We start from the raw sequence: 22300 nt of genomic DNA on the forward strand, positions 1-22300 counted from the left end.
CTTACGCCGCATCGCAGGTCGATCCATGAGTTTCTTCCCGCGTTCCGATGGAAGACGATCCGGGAATGGCATCGTTAGGCTGCTCCATCCATTCACGATCGCAACAGGTGGACACGCCATGGATTACGGCCTTCGCAAGATCTCGACCTTCGTCGAGGAAACCTTCATCGAGGGTGGCAAGGCCGCCGACAAGCCGGTGCGCTTCGTCGTCGTGGCCGCCGTGCTGCACAACCCCTGGGCGGGCAAGGGATTCGTCGAGAATTTGCGCCCCGAGATCCTGCGCATCGCGCCCCGGCTCGGCGAAGAGCTGACGAAACGCCTCGTCGCCGTGATGCCGGCCGAGCAGGTCGAGGCCTATGGCAAGGCTGCCGCCGTCGGTACCAACGGCGAGATCGAGCACGCCTCGGCGCTGATCCACACGCTGCGCTTCGGCAACATGTTCCGCGACGCGGTGAAGGGCACGGCCTTCCTGAGCTTCACCAACACGCGTAACGCACCGGGCGCGCTCATCTCCCTGCCGATGATCCATAAGACCGAGACCGGCAAGCGCTCCCACTTCCTCACCGCCCAGTTCCTGATTCCGGATGCCCCGGCCGCCGACGAGGTGCTGGTCGCGATCGGCGCCGCCGACAACAGCCGCGCCCATCCCCGCCTCGCCGATCGCTTCCAGGACATGGAAGAGATGAAGCGGGAGCTGGTGAACGCCTGACGCCGCTGGGCCGGACGACTCTCCCCGCCTCGCAGGGCCCGCCTGATCGGCGGGCCCTTTTTTCATGGCCTGAGCGCATGGGAGCGCCATCTCAGGCGAGCGCGGCCTTGTCGCGAGCAAGCTCGTCCATCACCTGCCGCACCGCCTTCTCGGCGATGGCGACGATCTCGTCGATCTCGTCGGGGGTCGTGACCAGCGGCGGCGCGAAGCCGAGGATCTCGCCATGGGGCATGGCCCTGGCGATCAGCCCGCGATCGCGCGCCGCCTTGGAGATGCGGGCGCCGACCTTGAGAGCGGGATCGAAGCGCGTCTTCGACTCGCGGTTGGCGACGAATTCCAGCGCACCGAGCATGCCGACGCCGCGGACCTCGCCGACGATCGGGAGCTGCGCGAAGACCGCCTTCAGCCGCTCCTGGAAATAGCCGCCGACATCGCGCGCCTTGCCCGCCAGATCCTCCGTCTCGACAATGTCGAGCACCGCATTCGCCGCTGCCGCGCCGATCGGATGGCCGGAATAGGTGTAGCCATGCGAGAAGGCGCCGACGCGGTCCGCGCCCTCCTCCATCACCTTGTAGACCTTCTCGCCGACGATCGCGGCGGAGAGCGGGAAATAGGCTGAGGTCAAACCCTTGGCGACCGTGATCAGGTCCGGCTCGATACCGTAGAGATGCGAGCCGAAGGGCGTGCCGATGCGGCAGAAACCGGTGACGACCTCGTCGGCGATCAGCAGCACATCGTATTTGCGCAAAACCGCCTGGATCGCAGACCAGTAGCCTTCCGGTGGCGGCGTGATGCCGCCCGTGCCGAGCACGGGCTCGCCGATGAAGGCACCGACCGTCTCGGGCCCCTCGCGCAGGATCAGCTCCTCAAGCTCGGAGGCGAGGCGCAGCGAGAATTCGGCTTCGGTCTCGCCGGGCTGCGCGCCCCAGTAATGATGCGGCGCACCGGTGTGGAGGATGCCGGAAAACGGTAGATCCATATGGTCGTGATAGAAGCTCATCCCGGTCATCGAGCCGGAAACGACCGAGCAGCCGTGATAGCCGCGCAGCCGCGAGATGATCTTCTTCTTGCGGGGCTGGCCGCGCAGGTTGTTGTAGTACCAGACGAGCTTGGCCTGGGTCTCGTTGGCGTCGGAGCCCGACATCCCGTAGAAGACCTTGCTCATCCTGCCCGGCGCCATCCTGACGAGGCGATCGGATAGGATGGCGAGCTCGTCGGTCGTGTGGGCGGCATAGGAATGGTAATAGGCCAGCCGATAGGCCTGCCGGGAGATCGCCTCGGCGACTTCGGTGCGGCCATAGCCGATATTGACGCAGTAGAGCCCGGCGAAGCCGTCGATATAGCTGCGGCCGGTCGCATCCTGGATACGGATGCCCTTGCCGGTCTCGACGATGGTGGGCTCGCCGAGCTTGCCGGTGGCGAAGTCCTTGAGCTGGGTGAAGGGGTGCAGGGTGCTGGCGCGATCCAGCGCGCCGATCGCCGCGACGTCAATCGTCATTGTCTCATCTCCTTGATTACGCTGCCAGATTGCCGAAGCAGACATATTTCGCTTCGAGATATTCGCTGAGGCCGTGGCGCGAGCCCTCGCGGCCGAGACCGGACTGCTTCCAGCCGCCGAAGGGGATCGGCGCGCCGGTGAATTTCGGCGTGTTGACCGCGACCATGCCGTATTCGAGCTGGTCGGTCAGGCGCATCGCCCGGCGCAGATCCTCGGTGTAGAGGTAGGCCGCGAGCCCCATCTCGGTCGCATTGGCGCGGGCGACGACCTCCTCCTCCGTATCGAAGGGCAGGATCGCGGCGACCGGCCCGAAGGTCTCCTCGCGGGCAATCAGCATCTCGTCGGTAACGTCGGCCAACACCGCAGGCTGGACGAAACTGCCGCCGAGCGGGCTGTCCTGCCCGCCCGCGACGAGGCGGGCACCCGCGGCGAGCGCCTGCGCGATTTGCTCGCGGCATTTCGCGGCGACGGAGGGGCGCGTCATCGGGCCGATATCGATGCCCTGCTCCAGCCCATGACCGACCTTGAGCCGGGCCGTCGCCGCGGCATAGGCCGCGACGAAGCGCTCATAGGCGCAGCGCTGGACATAGATCCGGTTGGCGGCAAGACAATCCTGTCCCGAGGTCGCGAACTTCGCCGCGATGCCGCCGATGACCGCCTTGTCCAGCGGCGCGTCGTCGAAGACGATGAAGGGCGCGTGGCCGCCGAGCTCCAGCGAAGTGCGTTTGACTGTCTGCGCGGCATGGCCGAGCAGGAGGCGGCCGATTTCCGTCGAGCCGGTGAAGGAGAAGGCGCGGATCTCGGCATGCGCCAGCAGACGATGCGCCATCGGCGCGGCCTCGCCGGTGAGCACCTGGAATATGCCTTTCGGGAAGCCGACCTCCTCGGCGAGCTTCGCCAGCGCCAGCGCCGAGAGCGGCGTTTCGGGAGCGGGCTTCACCACCATCGCACAGCCGGCGGCCAGCGCCGCGCCGGCCTTGCGGGTGATCATCGCGCTCGGAAAGTTCCACGGCGTAACCGCGGCGGCAACCCCGATCGGCTGCATCTGCACCGAGAGTCGGCTGCCCGGCATATGGCTCGGGATGGTCTCGCCATAGCTGCGCTCGCCTTCGGCCGCGAACCAATCGAGGAAGGCCGCGGCATAGGCGATCTCGCCATGGGATTCCGCCAGCGGCTTGCCCTGCTCGGCGGTCATGATCACGGCGAGGTCGTCGACATTGCGCCGCATCGCCGCCGCCCAGTCGCGCAGCAAGCGGCCGCGCTCGACAGGCAGGGTCTCGCGCCAGAGCTTCTGAGCAGCGACGGCTGCAGCCACTGCCTCATCAACGGCTTCCAGCGGCAGCGAAGCAATGGTCGCGATGGTTTCCTGCGTCGCGGGATCGACGACCGGGATCTGCTCGTCCGCCGCGCGCCAGCTGCCATCGACGAAGGCCCGGCTCTCCAGCAGGTCGGAACGCTTCAGCTCTTTCAGCGCTTTCGCGGATAAACCCTGCATCACATCCTCCGCTTCGATGATTGAGTCGCGAGGACCCTAGTGCAGAGAATGCGTCCCATGCCGTCGAAGCACGCGCTTTCGCGATGATTTTCGGCTTAGGTCGACAAAACAACGCAGGTTTTCAGCATGATCGAACTCGACAGCCTGGATCGCAGACTTCTGGATGCGGTGCAGCAGAACAACCGGCTGACGACGGCCGAGCTCGGCGAGCGCGTCGGCCTCTCCGCCACCGCCTGCCAGCGTCGCCTCAAGCGCCTGCGCGATGCCGGCGTGATCGAGGCCGATGTCGCCATCGTCTCGCCGCGCGCCGTCGGGCGGCCGCTCTCGATGTTGGTGCTGGTGACGTTGGAGCGCGAGCGGGCCGACATCGTCGACCGCTTCAAGGCCTCGATCCGGGCGACCAGGGAGGTGATGATCGGCTTCTATGTCACCGGCGATGCGGATTTCGTGCTGCATGTCACGGCGCGGGACATGGAGGACTACGAGCGCTTCACTCGCCGGTTCTTCTACGAGAATCCCGACATCAAGGGCTTCAAGACTCTGGTGGTGATGGACCGGGTGAAGGCGAGTTTCGCCCTCCCCTTCGATCCGTAAGCTCAAGGCAGCTCATGGCCGGACATGACAAGCTCGATCGGATCGACATCAACATCCTGGGGCATATCAGGGCTATGGAGCAAGGCTCGACCTCGCGAAACTAACGAGCAGCGTGACCGTGTTCACGAAGTGACACCGGGTCACCACGGAATCGACGACATCACCAAGTTCGAGTCCGGCATTCGAGACGTCGACGGGCTCATGGAATGCCATCTGATAAGGGGCGGGTACAACTATCTGCCGCGTTCCTGGCGCAGAATATCGCGCGTTACCAGGAGCAAATAGAGAGCCTCCTCCGACGCAATATCGCGATCGAGAATACTTCAGCTATATCGCTGGCAGACCAACCTGCTCGTGCTGACGCCGCAGATGCTGAAGGTCGTTGTCGCACCTGCCGCCAGCTACATGATCGTGCTGTTCAAGACGACGCCCTATCTGGCGATCGTCGGCGTCAAGGAGATGCTGGGCACGGCTTTCGACCAGGCCCCGGAATCCTTCCGCTATCTCGAGCCGATGAGCGTCGTGGGAATTCCATTTCCAGCCTGCTGTCTAACCATCGCGCAGGCGGTGAAAAAGCTCGGAGCCGAGTCATCCGGCGTGCCGCTGGGCGTACCCGCATGGTGACACCGAGCGGGTACGCGACCACCGGAGAGCGCTCTGGCGCTCAAACTCCAAGCCAGACGGCTCTAAGTTTGATCGAACGCCTGCTTCAATGCCTGTGTCAGGCTGGAAACATAGGCATCGAGGAATTGCTTGCCCTTGTCCGCGGTCGCCGCAGTCGCGGTGTTGAGCACGCCATCCGATGGAACGGCTTCGACGTCGTATGGCCAAAGCTCGTAACCCGGCACGCGGGACGGCGCATGTTCGACCAGGCGCTCCATATGGACGAGGTCGGGCCGCAGATGCAGCATCATCGAGGTTTCCATGATGCCGGCGTGCTCAAGGTCCCAGTCGATCTGCGTCGTGCCGAAGATGGCAGTCGCGGTTTCCGCGGGCAGGAACTGCCAGTAGCCGACATTGAGAATGCGAAGGCCATCGGCGAGGCGTGCGTTCTCGCGGTAGGCGAGATCGCATCCTTCACTGACATGCCAGAGATTCTCGGTGTGGCCAACGATGAACGCGATGTTGCGCGCGCCATGCCGTACGAATTCGCGCGAGATGTCCTTGACCTGCGCGATCAGGCTCGCCGCATCGAGGCTCGTCGTGCCCGGAAAGTGCTGCCCTCCGCCGGAGCGCGGCATGGATTTGTAGCCATACGCCAGCGGCGGCGCGACGAGATAGCCGCCGCCCTCAGCTACGCCTTCGCACACTGCCGTCGGCAGGATGACGTCGACTGAAAGGGGCAGATGCGGGCCGTGCTGCTCGGTCGCGCCGACCGGAACCAGCAGGGTGGCGCCGCGCGCGATCGCATCGCGGTATTCGAGCCACGTCATTTCGGTCATTCGGAAGCTGGTCACGTCATTTCCCCGTATTCTCTCGGACGATCAGGTTTCGAGGACATAGGCATTGCCCGGCTGCCAACCGGCGAACAGTGCCTCGCCATGCGCCGGCGCAAGCTGCTCGAACTGGTGCAGGGGCAATTGAGCCCGAAGGCTGCGCTCATCGCCGGCGTCGAGATGAACCACCACGACCGAGCCGACAAACTGCTCGCCGAGGACGCGCACCGGCACGACGTTCGGCAGATCGGGACGCTCGCGCGACAGCGTCAGGAAATCGGCGCCGATCACCAATTCGACCTTGCGCCCCGGTGCCAGATCGCTGCTGCGCGGAAGCTGCAGGATGCCGAAGCCCGACTCGATCATCGAGCCACCGCCATCGGTGCGAACCTTGCCGGCGATGATGTTGTTGGTGCCGATGAACTCCGCCACGAAGCGGTTCGCCGGCTTGCGGAAGATCTCACGGGGAGCGCCGACCTGCTGGATCGTTCCGCCGTTCATGATCACCACGCGGTCTGCCATGGCGAAGGCTTCCGACTGGCTGTGGGTGACATAGCAGAAGGTGATGCCGAGCTGTTTCTGCAGCTGGATCAATTCGGCCTGCATCTTCACGACGAGATGGGCATCGAGCGCGCTCAGCGGCTCGTCCAGGAGCAGCAGTTCAGGTTCCAGGACGAGCGAGCGGGCCAATGCGACACGCTGGCGCTGACCACCGGACAATTGCGTGACCGGGCGCGTCGCGAAGGCTCCGAGACCGAGGCGTTCGAGCCAGCCATCGGCCTTTGCGCGCCGGGCCGAGGCATCGACCCCGCGCATCTTCAGGCCGAATTCGACGTTCTGACGAACGTTAAGGAAGGGAAAGAGGGCCAGGCTCTGCCAGACCAGCGGGGTTTGTCGCTGCCAGGGGTCGACATGGTTCAACACCTTGTCGCGCAGCCGGATCTCGCCGGCCGTCGGCACTTCGAGCCCGGCGATCATGCGCAGCGTCGTGGTCTTGCCGCAGCCGCTGGGCCCCATGATGGCGATGAACTCGCCGGATTCGACGACCAGATCGATCGATTTCACCGCAGTGAAACCGCCATAGTCCTTTTCAACCTTATTGAGAACGAGCAGGGGCGAGTTCATCACGCGTCGCTTTTGTTCGAAGAAATCGGGGAGCGCTCAGGACGGTCGCCGGTCCGGCGCCAGGAGAACAAGGCCAGCGCCACAAGCGCCAGGAGGATGGTCACGAAGAAGACGATGCTGCCGATCGCGTTGACCCGCGGGCTGACCTCCCGCTGCAGCAGCACCAGGATCCGCACGGGCAGCGTCTCGTTGAAGCCGGAGACGAACCAGGCCATCGCGAACTCGTCGAACGAAACGGCCATCGTCAGAAAGAAGGCGGCCAGGATCGACGGTAGCGCAAAGGGGAGGATGACATGTCGTAGCGCCTGTGTCTGGCCAGCCCCTAGATTCCAGGCGGCCGCCTCCAGATCGGGATCCATCTGCGACAGGCGCAGGCGAATCAGCGCCATGGCGAAGGGCGCACAATAGATCACATGGGCGATGATCACCGAATGCAGGGCGCCCGCGAGGGAAAGCTGGCTCTGGTAGACCAGCATGGCGAGGCCGAGGATCATCACCGGGACGTTTGGCGGCAGCATCGCCAGCGCCACATAGACCGCCTTACCCGTGAAATTGTAGCGATAGTCGGTATAGGCAGCGGTGAAGCCGAGGACGGTCGCGATCGCGGCCGAACACACGGCCACGATCAGGCTGTTGGCGAGCCCCGACCGGATGGCCGGCTCCGTCAGAACCGCGACATACCAATCCGTGCTGAATCCCTGCCAGGGCAGGCTCGGAAAGCGTCCGGCATTGAAGGAGAAAACGAAGCTCGAGACGATCGGCGCCAGAATGAAGGCGATCATGAGCACGACGTAGCCGAGCAGCGCCCAGCCGATCAGACGGTTGGTCATCGCGCTGCCGCTCCCTGCTTTCCGTAAGCGAGCTTGAGGGCGCCGAGGCCCGCCGCCAGCAGGGTCACGACCATGACCATGGCGATGACGGAGGCGCGGGGCCAATCCGAGCCCGAGCGCACCGTGTCGACCATAAGGATGCTCAGGACCGGCGGCTTGCTGCCACCCAGAAGGGTGGGACTGACGAAGTCGCCAAAGGCGAGGACGAAGGCAAATGTCCCGGCCAGGACGAGTCCGATCTTGGCCGAGGGGATGACGACCGCGAACACCGTGCGCAGGCGGCCGCACCCCAGATTATGGGCGGCCTCGATGAGGCGCCGGTCGACATTGGACAGGCTGATCAACTGGATCAGCAGGACCAGCGGAAAGCAGAGGGTGACATAGCCTACCATCGTTCCGAACAGGTTGTTGTACATCCGGAAGGGGCCGAGCCCGAGCCCGCCGAGAGCGAGATTGATCAGGCCCTGATCCGTGAGCAGGATCTTCCAGGAGTAGATGCGCACGAGATAGCTGGTGAAATACGGTGTGATCAGCAGGAAGACGACGATGCGGCGAACGCCGGCCGAAGCGCGGTAGGCGAGGTAAAATGCCCCCGGGAAGCTCACGAGGCTCGTGATGGCTGCGGCAAGGAGCGCATAGAGCAGCGTGCGCAGATAGATGTCCCAGAAATAGCCGGTCGAGAGCACCTTGTTCCAGTTGGCGAAGGTGAAATCGGGTGAAAGCGCGAAGTTTCGGACGCTCCAGAACGTCATCATGACGAGGAAGCCGAGTGGCACAACGAACAGCAGTATCTGGCAGACCAGCATCGGAGCGCCGAGGGCCACTCCGAACAGGCTCCTTCCACCGCTGGCGCGGCCTTCGCGGGTCGCGTCGCCTGGCATTGTCTTGAGTTCCCGTAAAGAAGGACAGCGAGCCGGTGGCAGCGAGCTGCCACCGGCCATGACGATCACGCGTTCTTGAATCGAGTCCAGACGTCGGTCCATTCCTCGATGGACTGCTGCGTCGGCAAACCGCGAATCTGGATCTTGCCCTCGGTGATTTCCGTCATGACGTTGCGCGTATCAAGGCGATGCTCCAGCAGATCGGCCATCTTCGGATCCGTCTTGTTGAGCAGTTCCCAGGCGGCCTTGTTGGGCATCGACGCGACATAGGACGATTTCGTCGCCGTCTTCACCTGCCCCTCGGGCGAGGCGCGGTACTGCAGGAACTTGACCGCGAGATCCTTCTTCCGCGACGAGGAGACGATCGAAAGCGACTCCGTCCATTGCACCGCGCCCTCGTCGGGAATGGTGGCCGTAATGGGCACGCCGTTCTTCTGCAGGAGAATGGCTGCCCAGGCGCCGACGCCCGGCATGACCCAGGCCTCGCCATTGGTCAGCGAGGAGAAGACAGACGACCACGGGCCGATGCCGGACATCTGCGGCGACAGCGACAGCAAGGTCTGGCTGAGCTTTTCGAACTGCGCCTTATTGAGGTCTGAGGGCGGCTTGTTGCCATTATACATGCTGAGGCACGACATATTGGGCAGATACCAATCGTACATGCCGACTTTCTTGGCGACTTTCTTGTCCCAGAGAATCTTGTAGGACTTGGCTTCTTCGGCCGAGATCTTCGTGTTGTTGTACACCAGCCCGAGATAGCCGAAGCTGTTCATCAGCGAGTAGAGCTTGCCGTCCTTCCAATGGGTCGGAAATTTCTGGAACTGCGGCCAGAAATCGTTCAGCGGATATTGGGCCGGATCGAGCGCGTCGATCTTTCCGGCCTGAGCGAGCATGGTGACGTATTCGGCGTCGGTCAGGACGACGTCGAAAGTGCCCGGCGGTGACGATTGCAGCAGCGCCAGCATCTCCTCGCCGCCGGTATATTCCTTGGCCTGGACTTTGACGTTGTACTTCTTCTCGAACTCGCCGACGACCTCCGGGCCCGCGTGCCCCGGCCAGCTCAGCAAGCTCAGAACCTGATCATCCGCGGCCAGGGCCGGCCGAAGCGATGCGGAGACAGATGTACCCAGACCGATCGCTGCACCCGTCTTGATGAAAGAGCGGCGCGAAACGTGACGGCTGAAGAAGCCGCGACCTTCGAATTTATCCATTATTGTAATCCCCTCTGATCGATTGCTGGTTATTATTGCGGTTTTTCACCGTTCTTCAGTGCTATGAGGCATAGGAGCTCGAACAGAACCTGCGCGGCAATCTGCGCGGTATTGCTGGTCGGATCGTATTGGGGAGCGACCTCGACGACATCCGCGCCGATGATATCGAGGCCGGCGAATCCACGCAGCAACTGCAAGACCTCTCGCGGCAGGAGGCCGCCCACCTCCGGCGTGCCGGTCCCCGGCGCAAATGCCGGATCGAGGCTGTCCACGTCGAAGGTGATGTAGGTGGGGCCATCGCCGACGACCTCGCGGGCCTTCGCGATCACGGCCGGAATGCCCTGTTCGACGAGTTCCTCGGCGTGGATGACGGTCATGCCCGAGGCGTAGGAAAACTCCCAAAGATATTCCGCGCCGCCGCGAATTCCGATCTGCACCGTCCGGCGCGGGTCCAGGGCGCCCGCCAGAACGGCCTCGCGAAACGGGCCGCCATGGTGGAACTTCGAGCCTTCATAGGGACCGGCGGTGTCGCAATGCGCGTCGATCTGGATCATTCCCACCGGCCGCCCTGCGCCCAGCGCCTTGAGGATCGAGCCGGTCATCGAATGGTCACCGCCGACCGAAAGCGGGACGGCCCGCGTCCCGGACACCATGCGGTAGCAGACTTCGATATCGGCATGGCATTCAGCCAGATCGAAGCGACTTCTCATCGGCACGTCACCGACATCGGCAACGGCGAGCGTGCCCATCGGCGCCAGCCGCAAGATATGTTCGTAAGGGCCGACCCGATCGATCGCCCTGACGGCTCGCGGCCCGAAGCGGGCGCCATTGCGATTGGTCACGCCGAGATCCATCGGAACCCCGATGAGCGCAACATCCAAGGTTTCCAGAACGTCCGGGTTCAATCCATTCGCGATGAAGGGCGCATCCAGCAGGGTGGCAGGATCGGCAAAGGGCCATTTGCGGCCGTCGGAATCGCGAAAGATCTGCCGCGCGACGTCCCGGAAATGCGGATCGAACATCTCGCCGCCGCCGGCGCTGCCATAGCGCGCCCGCAAATCTTCCAGGTCGAGAATATCAAATGGCATGATTGTCGCTTTACCGTCCGGGCTTCGTCGCCTTCCGGGTATCGGCCCTTGAGAAGCGACGCATTATCTGGCCTGGACGGTGGCACCCCGGCTCCGTCCCGGATAGCCTCAAAAGACTGGAGAGGGTATAAGGAAAACTGAATGCCGAGCCGGAAGGCACGCGAACGCGCCTGGCACTCCAGATCTTGTAATCATATGAGAAACAAGGGAACTTTAGGCGACTCTGCGCGCCTGCAATATAATGATATGTGAACGATGAATCTCGACCCCTACCTCCTGCGCGCCTTTTTGACTGCCGCCGAAATCGGCACGGTGAATGGCGCGGCGAACACCCTGAATCGCACCCAGGCTGCCGTCAGCATGCAGATTCGCAAGCTGGAGGACCTGGTCGGCAAGGAGTTGTTCGAGCGCTCCTCGCGCGGCTTGACGCTGACCGCAGACGGCCAGCTTTTCGCCACCTACGCGCGCGAGATGATCGCCCTGAACGAGGAGGTACGGCGGCGATTTCAGGGGGACGAGATCGAAGGACGGGTCAGGCTCGGCGTCGTCGAGGATTTCGCGGCGACGCGGCTGATCCAGATCCTCAAGGCATTCCGCGATCAGAATCCGAGGATCGACATCGATATCATCGTCGAGCCCAACCGCCGCCTCGCCTCGCTGTTCGAGGCCGACAAGCTCGATGTGACGATCTGCGACGTCTCTCAGATCGCTCGCAAGCCGATTTTGGTCTGGAACGAGGAACTGCACTGGATCGCGCGCTCGGACCTGGTTCTATCGACCGACGCGCCCTTGCCGATCATCATGTTCGCGGAATCCTGCCCGTGGCGCGCGCCGACGATGGCTGCCCTTGCGAGCCTCAAGCGCAGATGGAGCGTCGTCTGCGAAGCGTCGACATTGGTCGCCATGATCACCGCCGTGCGTGTCGGAATTGGCATCGGGCCGATGATCGCCGCGACGGTGCCAAGCGACTGTCGCATCTTGGATGGTTCGGGTTCCTTTCCCCGGTCTCCCTATATCGATGTCGGGCTGTACGCTCACTCCGCCGCGTCCAGCGAGGCTTCCTACCTCGCCGATTTCATCGCCCGGAACAGTCGCCTCAGGAAGTTTTGAAGAGAGGCGGCAGCCGATAAGCGCTCGGTGCGGACGATACCATGGCGAAGTCGTCCGCAACGACAGTTGCTAACTGGGTGGGTTCCCAATCGGAGCGGGCGGCGCACCTCAGCGGCAGGTATTATCGGCACCACTCAATCGTTTAGCGCGGAACTATCGAGAAACCGAGCAGGTCAGTGCGCTCAGCAGGCTCTCGCCAGCAGGCATCTCCGCTGCTCGCGTTCAGGGCAGCTGCTGGTCTTCGAAGAAGCCGTCCAGCGGGATTTGCGTGGTTTTCTCGAAGTCGTCCATCGCTGCGAGCAGACGCTGGCGATAATTCAAGAGAGCCAACAGCAATTGCGCAGCATCGCGCGAAAGGCCGTAGCGAGCCCAGCTCTCAGAGGTTCGCGGCTCAAGGCCGATCTTGTCCCCGAAGGCCTCGACCGTTGCGAAGCCCAATCTCTGGACGACTTCGAGCAGTTCCTCAGCCGACATGCGCGGCTTGACGACGTGAGAATGCACACGCTCCAACATGAGGCGAACGTCTGAAGGGCGGAACTGAAGCGAGTTTTGTGCGAACTGCCCTAAATTGCTGACCATAGAACCCTCCCGAATCTCTTCTATGCGCGTGCGCGCCATTCACTCTGTCGTGCTTCGGCGTTTCCGGCCAGCAGGCCTTCGGCGGCGCCTTCATCCGTAATCAGGACCTTGGCGCCGCTCGCACGCAGGGCTGCCCGGATCGCTCCCTCCTTATGCGCGCCGCCGGCGGCGATCGCGACCAGCCCGATACCCCGCAGGTCCGCAGGGCTGATCGCCATCACGCGCTGGTTGACGGGGTGATCGACCAATTGCCCTTCGGCATCGACGAAATGGCAGACGAGGTCGCCGACGGCACCCGCCTTCTTCAGCGAGACCAGATCGGCACGAGGCAGGATCGCTTCGCGGAACAGCGTCGAATCCGGGGCGAGATCGCCGACGCTGATCAGCGCGAGGTCCGCCGCACGCGCCCGATCGATCAGGTCCCGTAGCGTCGGCTCGCGCCAGAGCGCCTCCCGTAGCTCGGGGCTTGAAACGAAGACCGGCGCCGTGAGCTGAAAGCAATCCGCTCCGAACATGTCGGCGACGCGGCGCGCCACGGCGGACGGATTGATGCTGCGCGAATGGGTCAGTCCTCCGAGGAGCGACACGACCGACATCGCCTCGATCTGTCGCGGCTGGATGCCGCGTAGCGCCTGGTGCAGCGTCTGCCCCCAGCCGACTGCAAGCGACATGTTGTCTTGCAGCCGGTCCGAAAGCCACACGCCCGCGGCATGGCCGATCAGCGCCGAGATGTTGGCCGGATCGCGCGCCGTCGGTACGACCACCGCCTCCTGCAGTCCGAAGCTGGTGACCAGCCCGCGCTCCAACCCGACCTGCCGGGCCGAGCGCGCCTCGATCCTGATCTTGACCAGGCCTTCGCTGCGCGCCGCGGCCAGCATGCGGACCACCTTGATCCGGCTGAGGCCGAGAAGGTCTGCGATCTGCTCCTGCGTCAGCCCCTCGACATAATAGAGCCAGGCCGCACGAACTTTCGCATCCGCAACCGACTCCTCACGCGGGAAATGTCCAGAATCGAATGTGTCTTCCACCGTTTCGTCGCCAGGCTGCCCCGCACTCGTTGCCAACATCGCAGCATCGCAATGCGAAACGCAATAGGCCCGCACATATGGGCTATTGACAGAACAAAAGATACGATCTTTTGTTCCAGACAAAGAACATATGTCCTTAGGGAGATTCCGAAACGATGGCTGCGCTTCTGACGCAACTGCCTCCAGGCGCGCCGACAGCCGGCCTGTCTTTGGCCGAGGCCCTCGAGTTGCGGGAGGCCTCCGGCAAGCGCGTTCGTGTCGGCTTGATCGGCGCCGGCCAAATGGGAACAGACATCGTCGTCCAGATCTCCCAGATGACCGGCATCGAGATCGCCGCCGTCGCCGACATCGCGCCCGATCGCGTCGCGGAGGCGGCCGCACTGGCCGGGCGCAAGGGCGAAGTCGATAACGTCACCGACGAGGCCGGGCTCGATGCCAGCAGACGCAAGGGCCGCATCGCCGCCTCGACCTCGCTCGACCTGATCTGCCGTTCGCCCCATGTCGACGTCATCATCGACGCCACCGGCAATCCCGAGGCCGGCTCGCGCGTCGCGCTGACCGCGATCGCCGCGCGCAAGCATATCGTGATGATGAATGTCGAGGCCGACATCACCATCGGCTCCTATCTCGCGGTCGAAGCTGCCAAGGCCGGCGTGGTCTATACGCTCGGCGCCGGCGACGAGCCCGCCGCCGCGATGGAACTGATCAATTTCGTGCGCGCCATGGGTTATCCCGTCGTCGCCGCCGGCAAGGGCAAGAACAACCCCTTCCGCATCGACGCCGTGCCGGCCGACTATGTCGAGGAAGCCACGCGCCGGAACATGAACCCGCGCATGCTCGTCGAATTCGTCGACGGCTCGAAGACGATGGTCGAGATGGTCGCCATCGCCAACGCCTGCGGCTTCATCCCCGACATCCCCGGCATGCACGGCCCGGCCGCGCCGAAGGACGAATTGCAGAACTATTTCTGCCCTAAGGAGGAAGGCGGCCTGCTCTCGCACAAGGGCGTGGTCGATTTCTCCGTGGCCAAGGGCGTCGCGCCCGGCGTCTTCGCCGTCGCCGAGATGCGCCATCCCCGCGTCCGCGAACGGATGAGCGACCTGCATCTGGGCCCCGGGCCCTACTACTCCTTCTTCCGGCCCTATCACCTGACGAGCCTGGAAGTGCCGCTCTCGGCCGCCGCCGCCGTCATTTTCAACCAGAGTCATATGCGCCCGCTGCCGGTGCCGACCTCCGAGGTCGGCTGCATCGCCAAGCGCGATCTCGCGGCCGGCGAGACGCTCGATGCCATCGGCGAATACGGCTATCGCGGCTTCGCCCTCTCCCGCGCCGACGCGCAGGCCCGCAAGGCCCTGCCGATCGGCCTCGCGCAGGGCGCAACCATGACGCGGGCCGTCGCCAAGGGCGAATTGATCACGCTCGCCGACGCCACCCCCGACAAGCGCTTGAAGATCGTGGAGGTGCGCCGCGCTCAGGACGCGATGATCGCCGCGCTGACCTCCGGAGCCCAGGCATGAGCGCACGCAAGACGGACGAGATGGCGAGCGCCGCGCCGAGGCCCAACCAGCGACCCGAACTCGCCGCCCTCGACGACGAGACGGTGGCCCGCGCGCTGACCCGGATGCACCTGATCCGCAAGTTCGAGGAGGCGGCCGAGGCGAGCTATATGCGCGGCCTGATCCACGGCACGATGCACCTGTCGATCGGCCAGGAGGCGAGCGCTGTCGGCACGACGCTGCCGCTCGAAGCGCACGATTACATCCTCTCGACCCATCGCGGCCATGGCCACTGCATCGCGCGCGGCGCCGAGCCCAAGCTGATGTTCGCCGAGTTCTTCGGCAAGGAGACCGGCTACTGCAAGGGCCGCGGCGGCTCGATGCACATCGCCGATGTCGAGGGCGGCAATCTCGGCGCCAACGGCATCGTCGGCGGCGGCCTGCCGATCGCGGTCGGCGTCGGCATGAGCATCAAGGCCCAGAAGAACGGCCGCGTCTGCATGGTCTTCTTCGGCGACGGCGCCTCCAACGAGGGCGCCTTCCACGAAGCACTCAACATGGCCTCGATCTGGAAGCTGCCGGTCGTCTTCGTCTGCGAGAACAACAAATACGGCATGTCGATGGACATCTCGCGCGCCATGGCGGTGGCGAATGTCGCCGACCGTGCCGCCGCCTACGCCATGCCGGGCCACAGCCTCGACGGAAACGATCTCGCCGGCGTCGCGGCGGTGGCGCGCGAAGCGATTGCGCGGGCCCGCTCCGGCGAAGGCCCTTCGCTGATCGAGTGCAAGACCTATCGCTGGCGCGGCCATTCCAAGAGCGACCGCAATCTCTACCGGACCAAGGAGGAGATCGAGGAGTGGCGGGCGCAGGACCCGATCCGGCGCCTGGAGGACGAGCTCAAGGCGCATGACCGGTTCGACGCTACGGCACTGATGAAGCTGGAGGAGGATGCCCAGAGCGACATCGACGCTGCCGTCGAATTCGCCCGCGCCTGCCCGGACCCCGATCCGAAAGACCTGACCCGTGACGTCTATGCCCTCTGACACCCTCGAAGCCGTGAGCGAGATCCGCGAGCTATCCTATGCCGAGGCCGTGCGCGAGGCGCTCGGCCAGGCGATGGAAGCCGACGAACGCGTCTTCCTCTTCGGCGAGGACGTCGGAATCTATGGCGGCGCCTTCGGCGTCTCCGGCGATCTCGTCCACCGCTTCGGCAAGGAGCGCGTGATCGACACCCCGATCAGCGAGCTCGGTATTGCCGGAGCCGCCGTCGGCGCGGCGATAACCGGTATGCGGCCGGTGCTGGAGATCCAGTTCTCGGATTTCGTCACGCTTGCCATGGAGCAACTCGTCAACCAGGCGGCCAAGATCCGCTTCATGTTCGGCGGGAAGGCGAGCGTGCCGATGGTGGTGCGCCTCCCCGGCGGCTCGGGCACCGGCGCCGCCGCGCAGCACAGCCAGAGCCTGGAAGCCTGGTTCGCGCATGTGCCGGGTCTCAAGGTTCTGCAGCCAAGCACCCCGCATGACGCCAAGGGCATGCTGCTCGCGGCGATCGACGACCCCAACCCGGTGCTGATCTTCGAGCACAAGCTGCTCTACAAGACCAAGGGCCATGTCCCGGCCGAGGCCTATCGCGTGCCGATCGGCCAGGCGGCGATCCGCCGCGAGGGCACGGACGTCACCATCGTCGGCTCCTCGATCATGGCCCGCAAGGCGGAGGCCGCGGCCGAGCGCCTCGCCGCCGATGGCATCTCGGCGGAGGTGATCGACCTGCGCTCGATCCGCCCGATCGACTTCACGACCATTGCCGAGAGCGTGCGCAAGACGCATCGCCTCGTGGTGGTCTACGAGGGCGTGAAGACAATGGGTATCGGTGCCGAGATCTCGGCGATGATCGCCGAGAGCGAGGTCTTCGATTTCTTGGACGCGCCGATCATCCGGCTGGGCGGCGCCGATGCGCCGATCCCCTATAATCCGGTGCTGGAAAAGGCCGCCGTCCCGCAGGAGGACGACATCGTCGTCGCCGCAGCCAATCTCGTGCGTCGCGGGGAAGCCTGATGCCGGTAGAGGTCATCCTTCCCAAGGTCGACATGGACATGGAGACGGGCACGATCGAGGCCTGGCATGTCAAGGAAGGCGATCTTGTCCGCCAGGGCGACACGATCTTCGAAATCGGCACCAACAAGGCCGTGATGGAGGTCGAGGCGCCAGCCAGCGGCGCGATCCGCGGTATCAAGCTCGAGACCGGCGTGCCGATCACGGTTGGGACGCCCGTCGCCTGGATCTACCTCGACGGTGAGGCCGCCACCACGCCGTCCGAGCCGGCAGCCGCTGCGGCTTCCGTGGCGGCTGCCACCTCCAACCCTGAAGGCGCGGCCCCGACGTCAGGCGCCTCTGCGGCTCAATCCGCGGCGCCGGGCCTGCGCGCGACCCCCCTCGCCCGCCGCATCGCCCGCCAGAATGCGCTCGACCTCAAGATAGTGGCCGGCACGGGGCCGCGCGGGCGCATCGGCGAAGCGGATGTGAAGCGTCATTTGGAGCAGCGGCCTTGCTGCACTCCGACGCAGGAGGCTCGCCCGGCGCCGACGCCTGCCACCAGCGCTTCCGAAGGCCGCCTGCAACCTTTCTCCGCCATCCGACGCATCGTCGCGAACCGGCTCTCCGAGAGCATGCGCACGGCGCCGCATTTCTATCTCACCTCCGAGATCGAGATGAGCACAGCGCGCGAACTGCTGCGCCGTCTCACGGCTCGGCATGAGCGGATCGGCGCACCCAAGCCCAGCATCACCGTGCTGATCGCGCGTATCGCCGCCCGCATCCTGCGTGACCACCCGGTCATCAACGCCTCGGCCGAGGGCGAGGCGACGCGCTTCCACGAGCGCGTCGACATCGGCATCGCCATGGAACGCGATGGCGACCTCGTCGTCCCTGTGTTGCGCGATGCCGCCGGCATGGACATGCCTGCCATGGCTCGCGAGTTCGCCAGGCTGCGCGACGGCATGGCGAAGCGCACGCTGACGCCGACAGAGCTCGGCGGCGGCACCTTCACCATTTCCAATCTTGGCATGTATGGCGTCGACAGCTTCACGGCGATCATCAACCCGCCGCAGGGAGCGATCCTCGCAATCGGGCGCACGCTCGACAAGCCGGTCGGGCGCGATGGGCAGATCGTGCTCAGGCCGATGGCGAACTTCACCCTTTCCTCGGATCACCGCATCGTAGACGGCGTGGCAGCCGCCCGTTTCATGGCCGACCTGCGGGAGGCGGTGGAGAACCCCGAAGTCATTTTGTGATTGAACGTCACCGTCGGCACTTCAACGGGCGCCGGCCATAGACCATCGATGATCGAGATCGACCGACGCGACAGGCGTAAAGGTCGGCGGCAAATAACGGAGGAGACAGAACGATGACCCCGACGAAACGCAGGTTCCTGATCGCCGCCGCCTTCGGCACCCTGCTCGCGGCTGCCCCGGCCTTCGCCCAGGCGCCCTCGGGCAAGCTGGTGCTCTATACCTCACAGCCCGAGAAGGATGCCGCCCAGACCACCGCAGCCTTCAAGAAGGCCTACCCCAATGTCGAGATCGACATTTTCCGCTCCGGCACGACCGAGGTGATGGGCAAGCTCGCGGCCGAGATTTCCGCCGGCCAGCCCGGCGCGGACGTGTTGCTGATCGCGGACGCGGCGAGCATGGAAATCCTGAAGGCACAGAACCAGCTTCTCGCCTATCCCGGCGCGAAGACCGAAGGCCTGCTGGAAGGGTCCTTTGACAAGGACAAGAGCTATTTCGGCTCCAAGCTGATTACGACCGGGATCGCCTACAATACCGCCGCGAAGGAGAAACCGGCTTCCTGGGCCGATCTCGACAAGCCGGGCTACAAGGGACAGATCTCGATGCCGAGCCCGCTCTATTCGGGCGCTGCGGCGATCATGCTGTCGACGATGACGGCGCGTCCCGATCTCGGCTGGAAGCTGTTCGAGGGGCTGAGGGCCAACGAGGCCGTGGCGGTGCGCGGCAATGGCGCGGTGCTGCGCTCGGTCGCCACCGGCGAGAAGGCCTATGGCGTGCTGGTCGATTTCATGGCCTACAACGCCAAGAAGCAGGGTTCGCCGATCGACTTCGTTTTCCCGAAGGAGGGCGCCCCCGCCGTAACCGAGCCCGTCGCCATCGTGAAGACGACCAAGAACGTGGCTGCCGCCAAGGCCTTCGTCGACTTCATCCTCTCCGATGACGGCCAGAAGCTGGCGCTCGCCATGGGCTACATTCCGGCCAAGCCCAGCGTCGGCTCGCCGTCTTGGCTGCCGGAGGGCACCAAGATCAATGTGATGGCCTCGGACATCCCGGCCGTGGTCAAGGCGACGGAGGCCGACAAGGCCCGCTTCGCCACCATGTTCGGCAACTGAGCCGGCTGGGTGCGCATGTCCCTCGCTGATACCGCGACGCTTCGTACGCGCGTCGAGGAGGCGGGCCTTCTCTGGGGTCTCGTCGGTCTCGTCGCCGTACTGTCGCTGCTACCGATCGGGCGACTGGTCGTCGAGGGCTTCGCCCCTGGCGGCCAGCTCTCGACGACCGCGCTCGGCAAGGTGCTCGCCAGCCCGGCGACCTGGACTGCGACCTGGAACAGCCTCGTCACGGCGATAGCAGGCACCGTGCTCGCGGTCCTGATCGGCGGCGCGGTCGCGCTGATCGCGACGCTGACCGACATCCGCGCCCGCAACGCCTTCACTTTCTGCTTCGTCCTGCCGCTGATGATCGCGCCGCAGGTCACGGCTCTCGCCTGGCTGCAGCTCTTCGGCCCGTCGAGCACCCTGCTCAAGGTGATCGGACTGGCTCCGCCGCTCGGCAGCCGCAACCCGCTCTATTCGCGCGAAGGCATCATACTGCTGCTCGGCATCCAATATGCGCCACTGGTCTTTCTGACCCTGCGTGCGGGGCTTCGCGCTCTGCCCAAGGAACTGATCGAGGCCGGGCTTGCCGCCGGCGCCGGCCCGCTCACGGTGCTGCGCACCGTCGTGCTGCCGCTGATGACGCCGCCCCTCGTCGCCGGCATAGCGCTCTGCTTCGTCTCCTGCCTCGGCAATTTCGGCATACCGGCCTTCCTCGGCATCCCCGGCAACTTTCTGGTGTTGCCGACGCTGATCTATCAGCGCCTGGCCGGCCTCGGCCCTGGCGTGCTCTCCGAAGTCGCGATCCTCTCCCTGCTGATCGGCGCCATCGCGATGGCGGGCATCCTGCTGCAGGATTTCATGATGCGCCGTCGCGATTTCCGCATCACCACGACCTCCACCGCCGCGCGGCCCTTCGAGCTCGGCCGTTGGCGGGCGCCGGTCGAGATCCTGCTCTGGACCTTCGCGGTCCTCGTCCTGGCGCTGCCCTTCCTCGGCCTGCTGACGACGTCGCTGATCCCGGCCTTCGGCGTGCCGCTCAATGCAGCGACGGCGACGCTCGCCAATTATGCCTATGTGCTGATCGAGCACGCCGCCTCGAAGCGCGCCTTCGTCAACAGCTTCCTGATGTCGGCCGGGGCGGCGCTCGCCATCGTGCTGATCTGCGTGCCGCTCGGCTATTTCCTCGTCTGGAAGAAATCCCGGACCCTGCGCCTGCTGAACCTTGCCGCCGAGCTGCCCTATGCGATGCCGGGCGTCGTGCTCGCAATCGCCGCCATTCTGCTCTTCCTCAGACCGATCTTCGGTATCTCGCTTTACAACACCGTCTGGATCATCGTTTTCGCTTATCTCGCCCGTTTCCTCGTGCTTGGCCTGAGACCGGTCGTCAGCGGATATCTTCAGGTCGATCGCACACTGGAGGAGGCTGCACAGATTGCGGGTGCCAGCCTGCCGCGCCGCCTCGTCACGGTCATCTTTCCGTTGGTCGCCCCTGCCGCGGTCGCCGGAGCGCTGTTGATCTTCCTGACCGCCTTCAACGAACTCACCGTCTCCGCACTGCTCTGGTCGTCGGGGGCCGAGACGCTGGGCGTCGTGGTCTTCTCGTTCGAGCAGGGCGGTGATTCCACCTATGCCTCGGCGCTGGCGACGATCACCGTGCTCGTCACCGTCGGGCTGATGGCTTCCACCACCCTCTTCGCCCAGAGATTGCCCCAGGGAGTCCTGCCGTGGCGCGACTAACCATCGACCGGGCGCAGAAGCGCTTCGGCTCCTTTATCGCACTCGACGACGTCTCGATCGATGTCGCGGACGGCGAATTCCTCGCCGTGCTCGGCGCCTCTGGCTGCGGCAAGACCACGCTGCTGCGTCAGATCGCCGGTTTCGACAAGCTCGACGGCGGCTCGATACGCATCGGCGACCGGCTGGTCTCGTCAGCGGAATCCCATGTTCCGCCCGAGCACCGCAAGCTCGGTATCGTCTTCCAGTCCTATGCGCTCTGGCCGCATATGACGGTGGCGGAGAACGTCGCCTATGGACTCACCGTCGCCGGCGTGCGCGATCCCGAGCGGGCGCGCCGCGTCGCTTCAGCGCTCGAGCTCGTCGGCCTGAACGGCTTTGCCGAGCGCCGCCCCGGCATGCTCTCCGGCGGCCAGCGCCAGCGCGTCGCGCTCGCCCGGTGCCTCGTGACCGAGCCCTCGCTGGTGCTGCTCGACGAGCCTCTCGCCAATCTCGACGTGCATTTGCGCGCTTCGATGGAGGACGAGTTCGCCCGCTTCCACGAGCGCACGGGAACGACCATGGTCTACATCACCCACGACCAGGCCGAGGCGATGGCGCTGGCCGACCGCATCGCCGTGATGGACCGTGGCCGGCTGCTCCAGCTCGCTACGCCTTCCATGCTTTACCGGGAACCCGCGAACGCCCTCGTCGCCGGCTTCATCGGCGAGGGCATGGTCCTGCCGGCGGCGGTGCTCTCCGCGCCGCAGGCCGGCCGCTGCAAGGTCAGCGTGCTCGGCGTGGAGGCGGTAGTGCGCTGCCGGCCCGACCAGACCGTCACCGAACGGGCGAAGCTCTGCCTGCGTGCACGCGACATCGGCATCGCGCCCGCAGGAGACAGCGGCCTTTCCGCCGATGTCGAGCGGCTGTCCTATCAGGGCGGGTACTTTCGGCTCGAGGCACGGCCGGCCGCGAACGAAGGTGTCATCCTGCATCTCGACGCCGCCGAGCCGGCCCCGGCCCAGGCAGGCGAGGCGATCCGCATCGCCATCAATGACGGCTGGGTGATTCCGGAGCACGGCGTCACGGACAAGGCCGCATGACATCGGCCGTATGAGAT

21 protein-coding genes are annotated in these 22300 nt (G+C 64.9%); 11 read left to right on the forward strand and 10 right to left on the reverse strand.

All coding sequences use genetic code 11. The features are described 5' to 3' along the window. Positions 1-118: 118 nt before the first annotated feature. Positions 119-709: an amino acid synthesis family protein gene (locus tag AC1DE3_RS15065; protein WP_476778418.1), complete on the forward strand. Its 591-nt coding sequence runs from the start codon at positions 119-121 to the stop codon at positions 707-709. A gap of 91 nt (positions 710-800) precedes the next feature. On the opposite strand, the gene AC1DE3_RS15070 is transcribed toward AC1DE3_RS15065, so the two are convergent. Together AC1DE3_RS15070 and AC1DE3_RS15075 are read right to left on the reverse strand one after the other, a co-directional pair. After that, on the reverse strand, positions 801-2207 hold the full coding sequence (locus AC1DE3_RS15070; protein ID WP_476852513.1) for an aminotransferase: 1407 nt from the start codon (positions 2205-2207) through the stop codon (positions 801-803). Between the two features lie 16 nt (positions 2208-2223). After that, positions 2224-3702, reverse strand: coding sequence for an NAD-dependent succinate-semialdehyde dehydrogenase (locus AC1DE3_RS15075; RefSeq protein WP_476852514.1), 1479 nt, complete (start codon positions 3700-3702; stop codon positions 2224-2226). A gap of 126 nt (positions 3703-3828) precedes the next feature. On the opposite strand from AC1DE3_RS15075, the gene AC1DE3_RS15080 reads away from it, so the two are divergent. Both AC1DE3_RS15080 and AC1DE3_RS15085 read left to right on the forward strand, forming a co-directional pair. Beyond that, entirely contained in the window at positions 3829-4296 is a 468-nt protein-coding gene (locus tag AC1DE3_RS15080) for an Lrp/AsnC family transcriptional regulator (RefSeq protein ID WP_476778421.1), read from the forward strand. Positions 4297-4665: 369 nt separating this feature from the next. Beyond that, positions 4666-4920: a hypothetical protein gene (locus AC1DE3_RS15085; RefSeq protein ID WP_476778422.1), complete on the forward strand. Its 255-nt coding sequence runs from the start codon at positions 4666-4668 to the stop codon at positions 4918-4920. A 62-nt stretch (positions 4921-4982) separates the two neighbouring features. Here the strand turns inward: AC1DE3_RS15085 and AC1DE3_RS15090 are convergent, their stop codons facing one another. The 6 genes from AC1DE3_RS15090 to speB form a co-directional block, all read right to left on the reverse strand. After that, complete coding sequence (locus AC1DE3_RS15090; protein WP_476778423.1) at positions 4983-5753, reverse strand: creatininase; 771 nt, start codon at positions 5751-5753, stop codon at positions 4983-4985. Positions 5754-5780: 27 nt separating this feature from the next. Further along, on the reverse strand, positions 5781-6857 hold the full coding sequence (locus AC1DE3_RS15095) for an ABC transporter ATP-binding protein (RefSeq protein WP_476778424.1): 1077 nt from the start codon (positions 6855-6857) through the stop codon (positions 5781-5783). Then, positions 6857-7687: an ABC transporter permease gene (locus AC1DE3_RS15100; RefSeq protein WP_476778425.1), complete on the reverse strand. Its 831-nt coding sequence runs from the start codon at positions 7685-7687 to the stop codon at positions 6857-6859. Before AC1DE3_RS15100 ends, AC1DE3_RS15095 begins: the two co-directional genes overlap by 1 nt. Then, positions 7684-8511: an ABC transporter permease gene (locus tag AC1DE3_RS15105; RefSeq protein WP_441513197.1), complete on the reverse strand. Its 828-nt coding sequence runs from the start codon at positions 8509-8511 to the stop codon at positions 7684-7686. Before AC1DE3_RS15105 ends, AC1DE3_RS15100 begins: the two co-directional genes overlap by 4 nt. Positions 8512-8633: 122 nt before the next feature. Beyond that, positions 8634-9779 carry an ABC transporter substrate-binding protein gene (locus AC1DE3_RS15110; RefSeq protein ID WP_476778426.1) on the reverse strand — a complete coding sequence of 382 codons (1146 nt, stop codon included), beginning with the start codon at positions 9777-9779 and terminating at the stop codon, positions 8634-8636. A gap of 32 nt (positions 9780-9811) precedes the next feature. After that, entirely contained in the window at positions 9812-10867 is a 1056-nt protein-coding gene (gene speB, locus AC1DE3_RS15115; RefSeq protein ID WP_476778427.1) for an agmatinase, read from the reverse strand. Positions 10868-11122: 255 nt separating this feature from the next. On the opposite strand from speB, the gene AC1DE3_RS15120 reads away from it, so the two are divergent. Next, positions 11123-11977, forward strand: a complete 855-nt coding sequence (locus AC1DE3_RS15120) for a LysR family transcriptional regulator (RefSeq protein ID WP_441513194.1) — start codon at positions 11123-11125, stop codon at positions 11975-11977. 222 nt (positions 11978-12199) lie between these two features. Here the strand turns inward: AC1DE3_RS15120 and AC1DE3_RS15125 are convergent, their stop codons facing one another. After that, positions 12200-12595, reverse strand: coding sequence for a hypothetical protein (locus AC1DE3_RS15125; RefSeq protein WP_441513193.1), 396 nt, complete (start codon positions 12593-12595; stop codon positions 12200-12202). After that, positions 12577-13584, reverse strand: coding sequence for a sugar-binding transcriptional regulator (locus AC1DE3_RS15130; protein WP_476852515.1), 1008 nt, complete (start codon positions 13582-13584; stop codon positions 12577-12579). Before AC1DE3_RS15130 ends, AC1DE3_RS15125 begins: the two co-directional genes overlap by 19 nt. 155 nt (positions 13585-13739) lie before the next feature. Between AC1DE3_RS15130 and AC1DE3_RS15135 the strand changes: the two genes are divergently transcribed. From AC1DE3_RS15135 to AC1DE3_RS15165, 7 genes are all read left to right on the forward strand, one after another. Then, complete coding sequence (locus AC1DE3_RS15135) at positions 13740-15101, forward strand: NAD(P)H-dependent oxidoreductase (RefSeq protein WP_476778429.1); 1362 nt, start codon at positions 13740-13742, stop codon at positions 15099-15101. Further along, positions 15098-16126, forward strand: coding sequence for a thiamine pyrophosphate-dependent dehydrogenase E1 component subunit alpha (locus AC1DE3_RS15140; RefSeq protein WP_476778430.1), 1029 nt, complete (start codon positions 15098-15100; stop codon positions 16124-16126). The genes AC1DE3_RS15135 and AC1DE3_RS15140 overlap by 4 nt, the downstream gene beginning before the upstream one ends. Further along, the gene (locus AC1DE3_RS15145; protein ID WP_441513510.1) at positions 16116-17138 is read left to right on the forward strand and encodes an alpha-ketoacid dehydrogenase subunit beta; all 1023 of its coding nucleotides are present in this window, start codon (positions 16116-16118) and stop codon (positions 17136-17138) included. Before AC1DE3_RS15140 ends, AC1DE3_RS15145 begins: the two co-directional genes overlap by 11 nt. Beyond that, positions 17138-18373 (forward strand): dihydrolipoamide acetyltransferase family protein, encoded by a 1236-nt coding sequence (locus AC1DE3_RS15150; protein ID WP_476778431.1) that lies wholly within the window; start codon positions 17138-17140, stop codon positions 18371-18373. The genes AC1DE3_RS15145 and AC1DE3_RS15150 overlap by 1 nt, the downstream gene beginning before the upstream one ends. A gap of 113 nt (positions 18374-18486) precedes the next feature. Continuing rightward, on the forward strand, positions 18487-19482 hold the full coding sequence (locus AC1DE3_RS15155; protein ID WP_441513188.1) for an ABC transporter substrate-binding protein: 996 nt from the start codon (positions 18487-18489) through the stop codon (positions 19480-19482). Between the two features lie 15 nt (positions 19483-19497). Continuing rightward, positions 19498-21204 (forward strand): ABC transporter permease, encoded by a 1707-nt coding sequence (locus tag AC1DE3_RS15160; RefSeq protein WP_476778432.1) that lies wholly within the window; start codon positions 19498-19500, stop codon positions 21202-21204. Continuing rightward, positions 21192-22283 carry an ABC transporter ATP-binding protein gene (locus AC1DE3_RS15165; protein ID WP_476778433.1) on the forward strand — a complete coding sequence of 364 codons (1092 nt, stop codon included), beginning with the start codon at positions 21192-21194 and terminating at the stop codon, positions 22281-22283. The genes AC1DE3_RS15160 and AC1DE3_RS15165 overlap by 13 nt, the downstream gene beginning before the upstream one ends. The last annotated feature ends 17 nt before the right edge of the window (positions 22284-22300 follow it).

The sequence above is a fragment of the Allobosea sp. 10L417 genome, assembly GCF_056395485.1.

Coding starts and splice junctions, on each gene's coding strand:
- AC1DE3_RS15065 (WP_476778418.1), top strand. CDS start 119: ATGGATTACGGCCTTCGCAAGATCTCGACCTTCGTCGAGGAAACCTTC.
- AC1DE3_RS15070 (WP_476852513.1), bottom strand. CDS start 2,207: ATGACGATTGACGTCGCGGCGATCGGCGCGCTGGATCGCGCCAGCACC.
- AC1DE3_RS15075 (WP_476852514.1), bottom strand. CDS start 3,702: ATGCAGGGTTTATCCGCGAAAGCGCTGAAAGAGCTGAAGCGTTCCGAC.
- AC1DE3_RS15080 (WP_476778421.1), top strand. CDS start 3,829: ATGATCGAACTCGACAGCCTGGATCGCAGACTTCTGGATGCGGTGCAG.
- AC1DE3_RS15085 (WP_476778422.1), top strand. CDS start 4,666: ATGCTGAAGGTCGTTGTCGCACCTGCCGCCAGCTACATGATCGTGCTG.
- AC1DE3_RS15095 (WP_476778424.1), bottom strand. CDS start 6,857: ATGAACTCGCCCCTGCTCGTTCTCAATAAGGTTGAAAAGGACTATGGC.
- AC1DE3_RS15100 (WP_476778425.1), bottom strand. CDS start 7,687: ATGACCAACCGTCTGATCGGCTGGGCGCTGCTCGGCTACGTCGTGCTC.
- AC1DE3_RS15110 (WP_476778426.1), bottom strand. CDS start 9,779: ATGGATAAATTCGAAGGTCGCGGCTTCTTCAGCCGTCACGTTTCGCGC.
- speB (WP_476778427.1), bottom strand. CDS start 10,867: ATGCCATTTGATATTCTCGACCTGGAAGATTTGCGGGCGCGCTATGGC.
- AC1DE3_RS15120 (WP_441513194.1), top strand. CDS start 11,123: ATGAATCTCGACCCCTACCTCCTGCGCGCCTTTTTGACTGCCGCCGAA.
- AC1DE3_RS15125 (WP_441513193.1), bottom strand. CDS start 12,595: ATGGCGCGCACGCGCATAGAAGAGATTCGGGAGGGTTCTATGGTCAGC.
- AC1DE3_RS15135 (WP_476778429.1), top strand. CDS start 13,740: ATGGCTGCGCTTCTGACGCAACTGCCTCCAGGCGCGCCGACAGCCGGC.
- AC1DE3_RS15140 (WP_476778430.1), top strand. CDS start 15,098: ATGAGCGCACGCAAGACGGACGAGATGGCGAGCGCCGCGCCGAGGCCC.
- AC1DE3_RS15145 (WP_441513510.1), top strand. CDS start 16,116: ATGCCCTCTGACACCCTCGAAGCCGTGAGCGAGATCCGCGAGCTATCC.
- AC1DE3_RS15150 (WP_476778431.1), top strand. CDS start 17,138: ATGCCGGTAGAGGTCATCCTTCCCAAGGTCGACATGGACATGGAGACG.
- AC1DE3_RS15155 (WP_441513188.1), top strand. CDS start 18,487: ATGACCCCGACGAAACGCAGGTTCCTGATCGCCGCCGCCTTCGGCACC.
- AC1DE3_RS15160 (WP_476778432.1), top strand. CDS start 19,498: ATGTCCCTCGCTGATACCGCGACGCTTCGTACGCGCGTCGAGGAGGCG.